This is a genomic window from Falsiroseomonas oryzae, from assembly GCF_027856955.1.
Taxonomy (GTDB): Bacteria; Pseudomonadota; Alphaproteobacteria; order Acetobacterales; family Acetobacteraceae; genus Falsiroseomonas; species Falsiroseomonas oryzae.
Window position 1 is genome coordinate 1 of the sequence record NZ_JAPSMD010000187.1, and the last position, 10,373, is coordinate 10,373.

At 73.7% G+C, this 10,373-nt stretch carries 10 protein-coding genes; 5 read left to right on the forward strand and 5 right to left on the reverse strand.

Annotation, left to right across the window (positions count from 1 at the left end):
* Together OZN99_RS17490 and OZN99_RS17495 are read right to left on the reverse strand one after the other, a co-directional pair.
* A partial coding sequence (locus tag OZN99_RS17490; protein WP_270936547.1) for a hybrid sensor histidine kinase/response regulator occupies positions 1-1,809 on the reverse strand: 1,809 nt, incomplete at its 3' end.
* 174 nt (positions 1,810-1,983) lie between these two features.
* Complete coding sequence (locus OZN99_RS17495) at positions 1,984-3,621, reverse strand: gamma-glutamyltransferase family protein (protein WP_270936548.1); 1,638 nt, start codon at positions 3,619-3,621, stop codon at positions 1,984-1,986.
* Positions 3,622-3,800: 179 nt separating this feature from the next.
* Between OZN99_RS17495 and OZN99_RS17500 the strand changes: the two genes are divergently transcribed.
* Positions 3,801-4,271: a GlcG/HbpS family heme-binding protein gene (locus OZN99_RS17500; RefSeq protein WP_270936549.1), complete on the forward strand. Its 471-nt coding sequence runs from the start codon at positions 3,801-3,803 to the stop codon at positions 4,269-4,271.
* Positions 4,272-4,349: 78 nt separating this feature from the next.
* Positions 4,350-4,958, forward strand: coding sequence for a glutathione S-transferase family protein (locus OZN99_RS17505; RefSeq protein ID WP_270936550.1), 609 nt, complete (start codon positions 4,350-4,352; stop codon positions 4,956-4,958).
* A 48-nt stretch (positions 4,959-5,006) separates the two neighbouring features.
* Here OZN99_RS17505 and OZN99_RS17510 read toward each other — a convergent pair whose 3' ends face one another.
* A complete protein-coding gene (locus OZN99_RS17510) occupies positions 5,007-5,660 on the reverse strand; it encodes a Tat pathway signal protein (protein WP_270936551.1) in 654 nt (217 codons plus the stop codon).
* A 151-nt stretch (positions 5,661-5,811) separates the two neighbouring features.
* Between OZN99_RS17510 and OZN99_RS17515 the strand changes: the two genes are divergently transcribed.
* From OZN99_RS17515 to OZN99_RS17525, 3 genes are all read left to right on the forward strand, one after another.
* On the forward strand, positions 5,812-6,108 hold the full coding sequence (locus OZN99_RS17515; RefSeq protein WP_270936552.1) for a hypothetical protein: 297 nt from the start codon (positions 5,812-5,814) through the stop codon (positions 6,106-6,108).
* Positions 6,109-6,221: 113 nt separating this feature from the next.
* Positions 6,222-7,943: a tetratricopeptide repeat protein gene (locus OZN99_RS17520; protein ID WP_270936553.1), complete on the forward strand. Its 1,722-nt coding sequence runs from the start codon at positions 6,222-6,224 to the stop codon at positions 7,941-7,943.
* Positions 7,944-7,982: 39 nt separating this feature from the next.
* Positions 7,983-8,843, forward strand: a complete 861-nt coding sequence (locus OZN99_RS17525; protein WP_408611858.1) for a 4-(cytidine 5'-diphospho)-2-C-methyl-D-erythritol kinase — start codon at positions 7,983-7,985, stop codon at positions 8,841-8,843.
* 44 nt (positions 8,844-8,887) lie between these two features.
* Here OZN99_RS17525 and OZN99_RS17530 read toward each other — a convergent pair whose 3' ends face one another.
* A complete protein-coding gene (locus tag OZN99_RS17530) occupies positions 8,888-9,247 on the reverse strand; it encodes a VOC family protein (RefSeq protein WP_270936555.1) in 360 nt (119 codons plus the stop codon).
* Positions 9,248-9,281: 34 nt separating this feature from the next.
* Positions 9,282-10,373, reverse strand: a 1,092-nt coding sequence (locus OZN99_RS17535; protein WP_270936556.1) for a pyridoxal phosphate-dependent aminotransferase, incomplete at its 5' end; no start/stop codon positions are given.

A 10,373-nucleotide genomic window follows, 5' to 3' on the forward strand; every position in this document is an offset into this window, starting at 1 on the left:
GCCGCGGCGCACGAGCGCCTCGTCATCCACCAGCAGCGCGCGCAGGAACGGCGCGGCGGCCACCCCGCCCGCCTGGGGCGGCGCCGCCACGGCCTCGGCCTGCACCTCGCTGCGCGGCAGCCACAGCGTCACCGTGGTGCCGCGCCCCGGCGCACTCTCGATGGCAAGCCCGCCGCCCGACTGCTCCGCGAAGCCGCGCGCCATCGCCAGGCCGAGTCCGGTGCCCAGCCCCGCCGGCTTGGTGGTGAAGAAGGGCTCGGTCGCACGCGCCAGCGTCGCGGGGTCCATCCCAGCGCCGGTGTCGCGCACCGCCAGCCGCACGTACTCGCCCGAGGCCAGCCCGGCGGGGTGCGACGCCGCGGGCTCCACGCGCTCCATCGCAGCGGCCAGGGTCAACGTGCCACCGCCCGGCATCGCGTCGCGTGCATTGGTGGCCAGGTTCAGCAGCACCGTCTCCAGCTGGTCCTTGTCCGCGCGCAGCCGCGGCAGCTCTCCATCGATCACGGCCCGCACCTGCACCTCGGCGCCCAGCGTGTGGCCCAGCACCTCGCGCAGGTCGTCGATCAGCGCGGCGGCGTCCACGTCGGCGGCGTGCAGCTCGCCCTGGCGGGCGAAGGCCAGCAGGCGCCGCGCGACGGAGGCACCGCGCTCGGTCGCCTCCAGCACCATCGCGGCGAGGCGCCGGACCGCCTCGGCATCGTCCGGCCGCCGGCCGATCAGGCGCGCGCCGCTGGAAGCCGCCTGCAGCACGTTGTTCACGTCATGCGCGATGCCGCCGGCCAGCTGGCCCAGCACCTCCATCCGCTGCGCCTGGCGCACGCGGGTCTCCGCCGCCTCGCGGCCCGCGGTCTCGCGGCGCAGTTCTTCGAGCGCCGAGCGAAGCTGCTCATGCGCCGCATGTTCCGCCGCCGCCCGCCGGATCGCCATCCAGGAGACGAGCAGCAGCAGGCCCGAGGCCGCCGCGGCGACCACGCCATAGAGCTGCAGGTTGTCGTACCAGCGACGCAGCAGCGCCGAGGTCTCCACGCCGAAGCCCACATACAGCGGATAGCTCCCGACGCGGCGATAGGCATAGGCGCGCTCCCGCCCGTCGATCGTGGAGATGCCGCGCAGGAACGAGCCCTCCGGCCGCTCCGCGATGGCGCGCATCAGCGGACTGTCGGGCGGCAGCCGTTCGCCGCCGCCCGGCGGCTCGCGCACCAGCACCGCGCCGTCGCTGCGGATCAGCACGCCGGCATGCGGCATCGGCGGCGCCGCTTCGGCGAAGAAGCGCGCGAAGTAGTCCGGGCTCAGCGCGATGTGGATGGTGCCGTCGAAGCTGCCGTCCGGCGTGGACCGTCGGCGGCTGAGCGCGAAGCTGGGCACTCCCGTGGCGCGCCCGCGGAAGGCGGTGGAGACGAAGGGGCCCGGTTCGCCGTCGCGATGGACGCGAAAGAAGTCCCGGTCCACGATGGTGATGGCGGGGTTCCAGCCCTGGCTGCCGGCGCGCACCACGCCGTTGCGGTCGGTGACCCAGATGGACACCGCCTGCTCCAGCGGCGCCTGCAGCCGGGCAAGGAAGAGGTTGATCTCCGGCGTCTCGATCTGCTCCCAGGTCAGGTCGTGCACGCGGTCGTCCACGCGGGCCAGGGCCAGTTCCTGCGTCTCGAAGACCTTGCGGGCGTGCTCGTGCATGACCGCGACGGTGCGCACCACGGCGTCCTGCCCGTCGCGCAGCACATCCGCGCGGTTCTGCAAGGCCGCGGCCGCGAACAGCACCGCCGGCACCAGCAGGGCGGCGAGCACCAGCAGCAGGTGCAGGCGCCGCACGGAGGGCGAGCGCCGTCCTTCACCCGGTACCGTCTCGTCTCCGGCATCCGCCCGGCCTGCCGGTACTCCCACCACCCTTCCCGCTTCCGTGATCCGCGAGCCACTCTTGGCGCCGCGCCCCCGCCACGGGAATGCCCACGGCGTTGACATGCAGGAGAGCGGGCGGCCTGCGGATCAATCCACGCCCATCGCCATCCCGTCGCGCTGCGGGTCGGCGCCGCCCTCCGGCACGCCGTCCCACAGCGTGATTCCGTGCGGTGCCGCGAAGGGATAGGAGTGCCAGGCGCGCCGCACGGCGTGGCCCCGTGCCTCCAGGGCCCGCTGCACGGCGCGGGGGATGCGGTTGGAGACGTCGATCGCGGGTGTCGTGGCGGAGAAGCGCGGCGCCATCACCGCCTCCTGCATGCCCATGCCGAATTCCAGCAGGTTCAGCAGCACCTGGACCAGCGCCACGCCGATCCAGGCGCCGCCCGGCGCGCCCAGCGTCGCCACGGGCCGCCCCGCGGCGTCGAAGACGATGGTCGGCGCCATGGAGGAGAAGCGCTTCTTGCCCGGCGCGATCGAGCCAGGTCGGCCCGGCCGCGGATCGTACCAGTTCATCGCGCCGTTCAGCATGATCCCCGTCCCCGGCGGGATCACGCCGGACGGCACGCCAAGGGTATGGGTGAGGGAGGCGACCATCCCGTCCCGGTCCACGACCGAGACCGTGGTGGTGTCGCGTGGCTCGCCGTCAGGGCGCGGCGCGCCGGCGCGCCCGCCGCGGCGGATCCGGGCCGCGACCTCGTCGGCATGCGCGTCGGACAGCAGGCGGTCCAGCGGGGGCGGGTGGAAGGCCGGGTCGCCGATATGCGCCTCGCGGTCGGCCAGCGCGACGCGCAGCGCCTCCGTCACGGTGTGGATATAGCCAGGACTGTTGTGACCGAGCGCCGCCAGGTCGAAGCGCTCCAGGATGCGCAGCGCCTCTCCCACAACGATGCCGCCCGCCGGCGGCGCGGGAAGCGACACGACGAAGCCGCGGAAGGGCACGCGCAGCGGAGTCGTCTCCGTCACACGGAATCCGGCGAGGTCGGCGCGGGAAAGCAGGCCGCCATTCGCCGCCATGTCGGCGACGATGCGCGCCGCGATCTCGCCCTCCTGGAACGCCGCCGCGCCGCCCGCGGCCACGGCGCGCAGCGTCCCGGCCATGGCCGGGTTGCGCACCCCGTCGCCGGGCCGCTTCGGCGTGCCGTCCGCGCGCAGGTACAGCGCGCGTCCCTCCGCGGTGAAGGCCAGCTTGTCCGTCATGGACAGCCGGCCATAGGCGGCCTCGTCGGCGGTGAACATGGTGTGGACATGCGGCCGGACCATCCAGCCATCCTCGGCCCAGCCGATGGCGGCCTCGAACAGGCCGCGCCAGGGCAGCCGGCCCCAGCGCGCATGCGCCGCCTCGAACAGCCTGAGGATGCCGGGCGTGGTCACCGCGCCATGCCCGATCTCGTTCACCGCGCCGGCCAGGCGATAGCCATAGCCGTCCGCGCAGTCGCCGAGGTAGCGGTCGGCCCACATCGCCTCCGTCGCCGCGGCGGGGCAGACGGAGAGCGCGTCGAGCACGACGGTCTCCCCGCCGCGGGGGTCGTGCAGCTGCAGCACGCCGAGCCCGGCCAGACCGCACATCAGCGGGTCCACGACGCCCTGCACCAGGGCGCAGGCCAGCAGCGCGTCCAGCGCCGTGCCGCCGACCGAGAGCACCGCTGCCCCGGCCTCCACCGCCTCCGGCTGCGGCGCGACGATCATGGCGCGCGGGGTGGGCAGGCGGCGGGGCGGACGGGGCATGGCGCAGGCTTCCGGTCGGGCATCCAGCCTGGACGCCGCCCCGCAATGCGGCAACCCGGGCTTTACGGGCCGTCCCCGCGCGGGCAGAGGGGCGGCCTGTTCCTGGACGACCGATCCACCGCTCCGGCAGTTCCGCCGGCCCGGATCAGGCGCCGCATCGCGACACGGGAGATCGCACCATGCCCCACAAGTCCCCCGCCGGCTTCCAGCACGGCCTCACCCTGGCCGCCGCGCGGACCATTGCCGACACCACCCTCGCCAAGGGGCGGGAGCTCGGCCTCGCCCCGCTCACCGTCGTGGTGCTGGACGGCGCGGGCCAGCTCAAGGCCGTGCTGCGCGAAGACGGGTCGAGCCTGGCGCGCACCGACATCGCCTGGGGCAAGGCGAATGGCTGCATGGCGATGGGGCTCGGCGGCCGGGAGCTGGCGAAGCGCTTCCAGGCCGCGCCGGGCTTCATGAACGCGCTGTCCGACCTCAGCGGCGGCCGTGCCGTGCCGGTGCCGGGCGGCGTGCTGGTGAAGGATGCCGAGGGCGCGGTGCTGGGTGCCGTCGGCGTCTCGGGCGATGTCTCGGACAAGGACGAGATCTGCGCGGTCGCCGGCATCCAGGCCGCGGGGCTGGTGGCCGACACCGGCGAGGCGAAGGGCTGACGCGGCCCGCGCGGCCGGGCTTGCCGTCCCAGGCGAAAGGGGCGATCCCTCCATCGAACCGGCGATGGAGGGAAACCCATGCTGCGCATCCACGGTATCGCGAGAAGTCGTGCCTTCCGCTGCATCTGGGCGGCGGAGGAGGCCGGGCTCGCCTATGAGGTCGTGCCCATCGGCTTCGGGCCGGAGCTGAAGGCTGCGATCGCCGCGGTGAACCCCAACGGCAAGATCCCCGCCCTGCAGGATGGCGCGCTGACGCTGTTCGAGAGCCTGGCGATCAACCTGCACATCGCCGGCAAGGCGGGCGCGCCGCTGATGCCGAAAGGCGACGATGCCTCCCGCGTGCTGCAGTGGACACTCTGGGCCGCGACGGAGGCCGAGCCGGCGCACCAGCAATGGGCCTACAACACCTATGTCCTGCCGCCGGAGAAGCGCGATCCGGCGCAGGCAAAGGCAGGGGCCGAGGCACTCGCCCCGCGCCTGGCGGTGCTGGAGGCGCATCTGGCGAAGGGCGGGCCCTTCCTGCTCGGCCGGGACTTCACGATTGCCGACCTGAACCTGGCCGCCGTGCTCTATGGCAGCTGGCTGAACGGGATGGACTACGCTGGCTTCCCCAGGACCAAGGCCTGGCTGGATGCCTGCTTCGGCCGCCCGGCCGCGCTCGTGGCCCGGAAGCAGCGCGAGGGCTGAGACACCGAACGGGCGGGGCCGTCCGGCCCCGCCCTGCCGCCGGACGCCTCAGCGCCAGACGAACTCGTTGATGCTGCAGGTCTCGATGCGGCGGCGTTCCGCGGCGCGACCATCCATGTAGACCACCCGCATGTCCACGGTGCAGACATTGCCGGCCGGCAGGCTGACCTGCAGGCGCCCGCCCGGCTGCAGCACGTTCGCGCCCAGCCGGTCGCCGCCCCAGTTGCCGTCTGTCGACAGGGAGACATAGACCTCCCGGATCGTCGCGCCGGTGCCGTTGGTGAAGACGAAGGAGGGATTGCCTGCCACCTGCCGGCCGGGCGAGATCGCCGCGCCCGCCCCGCCGCCGATCGTGGCACCGGCACCGGCGCCGCCGCCGCGGAACGCGATGGTTGAGAGGCTGCAGGCATTCACCTGCATGCGCGTCTCCTCGCCGCCGCCCTGGAACACGACCCGCACGTCCAGCACGCAGTCGCCGAAGTTCGGCGTCACCCACACCCGCTGGCCGGCCGGCAGGACGCCGCTGCCCAGGATGTCGGGCCCCCAGCCGGACACGCGGGAGGAGGAGACATAGGCCTCCATGATCGTCCGGCCGGTCTCGTTCACCAGCCAGAACCGGTTCTGCGCCTGCGCCGCGGTCGGGAGGATGCCCCCAACCATCCCCGCGAGCAGCGCGAGGACGGCGATGACGTGACGACGCATGTGCAGGATCCCCTCCAGAATTGCGAAACGTTGCGACCGAAATCTAACAAAGCAGTGGTGGAGGACGAGTGAAAGCCATGTCATGTCGCGCATCGCGATTGTCCGTTGCGGTCGCGCTCGCCAATCTGGCGATGGATCACGGGAGCGTGAGATGTCGGATCGGGCTGACGAGGCGGGCGAGCTGCGACGGTTGTCGGCAGCGGTGGTGGAACTCCGGGCGGAGCTGATGGTGACCCAGGCCGCGCTGGCCGCCGCGATGGCGGAGGTGGCGCGGCTGGGGCAGGAACCCAAGCCGGCGCTGGCAGATTCCGTGGCGCGGCTGCTGGGTTTCGCGGATGCGGCCGCAGCGGGGCTGCGGGGCCAGCCCCATGTCCGGCCGCAGGCCCCCACCACGGCGGCGCTGCGCATGGCCGATTGGGCCGAGGGCCTGCTCGCGGGCAAGGCCTGACATCGGGCCACGCCCGGGCGGCGTGGCCACGCTGCATCAACCCCGCGTAGCGTGTTGCAGTGCGGCCACGCCACGGTGGCGTCCTGCTGCGGGCAACTGCTAATCTCGCGCGCATGTCGGCCCATTTCCCTCCCCGCCGCGCGCTGCTGCTTGCGGTTGCGCTTCTCTCGGCCTGCGGCGCGGCGGGCTCGCCGGCAAGGGTCGCGAACACCGCCGTCGCGGCTGCGCCGGCCGCGGAACCGGCCGGCACCTTCGGGCCCTACCTCGCCGGCCGCTTCGCCCAGTCGGAAGCCGACACGCGCGTCGCCGCCGACAGCATGCTGGAAGCGCTGCGCCGCGACCCCGAGCAGCCCGAGCTCATCGCGCGCGCCTTCGTCGCCGCCCTGCTGGACGGCCGGGCGGACGCGCTTCGCCTGGCCCGGCGGCTGCCTGACAACCAGGCCGCCGTCCTGCTGCTGATCGGCGCCGACGCGCAGGCCGGGCGCTGGGACCGGGCGGAGCAGCGCATCCGCGGGCTGCCGCGCCAGGGTCCCGCGGCGCTGCTCTCCCCGCTGCTGCTGGCCTGGACGCTGCAGGGCAAGGGCCAGACCGACCAGGCGATCGCCGTGCTGCGCCCGCTGGCCGAATCCGGCCGCCTGCGCGGCATCCATGCGCTGCACCTGGCCCTGATCGCCGACATCGCCGGCCGCCCGCGCGAGGCGGAGCGCTACGCCCGCATGGCCCTGGCCGAGACGCCCGACACCTCGCTGCGGCTGCTGCAGCTGGCCGGCAGCATCCTGGCCCGCAACGGCCAGGAGGCGGAGGCGATGCGCAGCCTTGAGGCGCTGGGCCGCGGCCTCGGCGACCTGTCCGTGGCCGCCGTCACGGAAGCCCAGCGGCGCGCCCTTTTGTCCGAACGCGGCGTCGCCTCCCCCGTCGAGGGCATGGCCGAAGCCCAGTTGGCACTGGCTGCGGCGCTGCGCGGGCAGGCCGGCGAGTCGGCGCTGCTGCTGGCCCGCCTCTCGCTGCGCCTGCGGCCGAATTTCGCACCCGTGGTGCTGCTGGTCGCCGAGCACTACACTGAGGAACGGCAGTCGGAAGCGGCGCTCGCCGTCCTGGACACCGTCCCGGCCTCGGACCCGCTCGCGCCGGCCGTGGCGCTGCGCCGGGCCGCCTCGCTCGACAGGCTGGACCGCGTCGCGGAGGCCGAGGCCGTGTATCGCGGACTGGCCCGGCAGATCGCCGAGGCGCCGCAACCGTCGGCGCGCCTGGGCGACATGCTGCGCAGCCGCAACCGCTTCGCGGAGGCGGTGACCGCCTATGACGACGCGCTGGCCCGCATCGGCACGCTGCAACCGGGCGACTGGCCGCTGCTCTACGCCCGCGGCATCGCCAATGAGCGGGCCGGCCGCTGGCCACGCGCCGAGGCCGACTTCCAGCGCGCGCTGGAACTCGCGCCGGAGCAGCCCTACGTCCTGAACTACCTTGCCTATACCTGGGTCGAGATGGGCAAGAACCTGGCCCAGGCGCGCCGCATGCTGGAACGGGCTGTGGAGCTGCGCCCCAACGACGGCAACATCGTGGACAGCCTGGGCTGGGCGCTGTTCAAGCTGGGCGACATCCCCGCCGCGGTGCGCTGGCTGGAACGCGCCGTCGAGTTGGAGCCGCGCAACAGCGTGATCAACGACCACTTGGGCGACGCCTACTGGGCCGCGGGACGCCGGAACGAGGCGCGCTTCCAGTGGCAGCGCGCGCTGCGCACCGAACCCGAGGCGGCCGACATCCCGAAGATCGAGGCGAAGCTGCGGGACGGGCTGCCGACACCGCCGGCGGCGACGGCGCAGCGGAATGATTGACCAGCAGGGGGCTCCGCCCCCTGCACCCCGGGCAAGGGCCTGAGGCCCTTGCAACCCCATCGTGAGTTCGCGGCGGCCAAGGTGAATCTGTACCTGCGCGTCACCGGGCGCAGGGCGGATGGCTACCACACGCTGGACAGCCTGGCCGTGTTCGCCGGCGCGGGCGACACGATCAGCGTCGTACCCAGCGACCGGCTGGAACTCGCGGTGATCGGGCCCGAGGCGGGCGCGCTGGTGGGGGAAGGCGACAATCTGGTGCTGCGCGCCGCCCGCGCGCTGGCCAATGCCACAGGCCGGGCCGAGCACGCGGCCATCACCCTCGACAAGCAGCTGCCGGTGGCCTCCGGCATCGGCGGCGGCTCGGCTGACGCGGCGGCGACGCTGCGCGCGCTGGACGCGCTGTGGCGCACCGGGCTGGACGAAGCCGCGCTGCGAGGCATCGCCGCGACGCTCGGCGCCGACGTGCCGGTCTGCATCGCCTCCCGGCCCGTGCGCATGCAGGGCATCGGCGAGATCCTCGCGGAGCCGCCGTCGCTGCCGCCCTTCGGGCTGCTGCTGGCCAATCCGCGCATCGCCCTGCCGACGCCCGCCGTCTTCCGCGCTCGCACCGGCGCCTTCTCGACGCCGGCGCAGATGCCGGACCGTCTGCCCGACGCCGCCGCGCTGGCGGACTGGCTGCGCCCGCTGGGCAACGACCTGCAGGACGCCGCCATCGCGCTCTGCCCCGCGGTCAGGGACGTGCTGGCGGCCACTGCCGCGCAGCCGGGCTGCCTGCTGACGCGGATGAGCGGCAGCGGCGCGACCTGCTTCGGCATCTTCGCCACGACGTCACAGGCGGAAGGCGCCGCGGCGGCGCTGCCCGCGGCCTGGTGGCGCTGCGGCGGCGCACTTGCATCTTGAGCGACCCGATTCAGGCCTCGCGCCCCTACGGTCATCGGGGCGCCTCAGCCTGCCGTGACCAGGTGGATCATCCCGCCTGGGGCGGCGATCCAGAAAGCGGCGAAGCCGTCGGGCAGCTCCTCGATCTCGTCGCGCCGCGTCACGCCCTGCGCGGCGAACCAGGCGGCAGCGGCGGTCACGTCCTCGGCCTGCACCTCGAGCCAGACCTCGCCCTGGCTCAGCGTTGGCACGCGGTCCACCCAGAGCCGCTTGTCGCCGAAGCGGAAGACGGTGCTGGCAGGACGCTCGCCGATCACCTCAAAGCCGAGCGTGTCGCGATAGAAGGCGACCAGCCGATCGTACTCGGCCGGCGGCATCTTCATCGCGACGTTGTTTCCCGGGCGGAAAGCAGGACGGTCGTTCATGGCGGCCCTCTCGGCCGCCAGCATGACAGAACGACTAGCGACCGAGCCAGCCCTTCAGACGCGCCGGCGCGGCGATCATGTCGGCTTCCGGCCCGCAATAGCTGAAGCGGAGGAAGCGCGCGCCGCGGTCGCGGTCGAAATCCACGCCCGGCGTGGCGGCGATCCCCGCGCCCTCCAGCATGCGGGCGGCGAAGTCCAGGCTGTCATTGGTCAGGTGGCCGATGTCGCACCACAGGTAGAAGGCGCCATCCGCCTGCGCGATGCGGTCGAAGCCCGCGGTCGGGAGTCCGGCGAGCAGCGCCGCGCGGGCGCGGGCGTAGCGCGCCTTGTTGGCCTCCAGCTCCTCGGTGCAGTCGAAGGCGGCCTCGGCGGCGACCTGCGCGACATGCGGGGCGGAGATGAACATGTTCTGCGCCAGGCATTCCACCGGGCGAACCAGGTCCTCGGGCAGCACCAGCCAGCCGATCCGCCAGCCCGTCATGGAGAAATACTTGGAGAAGCTGTTCACCACGACGGCGCTGTCGCTGAACGACGCGGCCGTGCTCTCCGCCACGCTGCCATAGGACAGGCCGTGGTAGATCTCGTCGGAGACCAGGCGCACGCCGTTGGCGTGGCACCAGCGCGCGATGTCGCGCAGCTCGTCGGGGGCGAGCATGGTGCCAGCGGGGTTGCAGGGGCTGGCGACGATCAGCCCGGCGGGCCGCGGATCCAGCTTCTCGAGCATGGCCAGCGTCGGCTGGAAGCGCGTGGTGGCGTCGCAGGGCAGCAGCTGCGGCACCATGCCGAGCGCGGTCAGGATGTTGGCGTAGGGCGGGTAGAAGGGCGCGGCCATCGCCACCCGGTCGCCGGCGTCGAAGGCGGCCAGGAAGGCCAGCGGGAAGGCCCCGGAGGCCCCGACCGTCACCGCGATCCGCGCGGCCGGCACCGCAATGCCGTACTTCTCGGCGTAGTGCCGTGCGATGCGGGCCCGCAGCGAGGCGAGGCCGAAGGCCTCCGTGTAGCCCATCGGGCTGCCGGCCTGCAGCGCGCGGATGGCGGCCTCCGCCGCGCCGCGCGGCGCGCCGGTCCCAGGCTGGCCGACCTCCATGCGCAGGATGCCGGGCGCGCCGGGCGGCAGGCTCGCGGC